The following is a 259-nucleotide window of genomic DNA, read 5'->3' on the forward strand; positions in this document are numbered from 1 at the left end:
GTAGACAGTGCTTATGCGGTTGTAGACAGTGCTGCTGCTGTAGTGGATACCGCATATGCCGATGAGCCGGAATTGCCTTTTAATTACAAAGATGAGATCAAAAATCTGAAAGATGATATTAAATATCTAAAAGATAATATCAAAGAGAATAACACTGAAATTGCCAGAATCCAGAAAGATATCAAGTACCTGGAAAAGCACCATGAATATCCAAAAGAGGAGAAAGAAACAACAGATAAGGAATATTCTGAAAATGATG

Annotated in this window: 1 pseudogene; it reads left to right on the forward strand. The window is 35.9% G+C overall.

Going from position 1 to position 259, the window contains the following annotated elements:
- A pseudogene (locus tag SCA31_RS24155) lies at positions 1-259 on the forward strand (hypothetical protein); the annotation flags it as partial.

It is taken from the genome of Chryseobacterium sp. SIMBA_028 (assembly GCF_046535285.1).
Classification (GTDB): domain Bacteria; phylum Bacteroidota; class Bacteroidia; order Flavobacteriales; family Weeksellaceae; genus Chryseobacterium.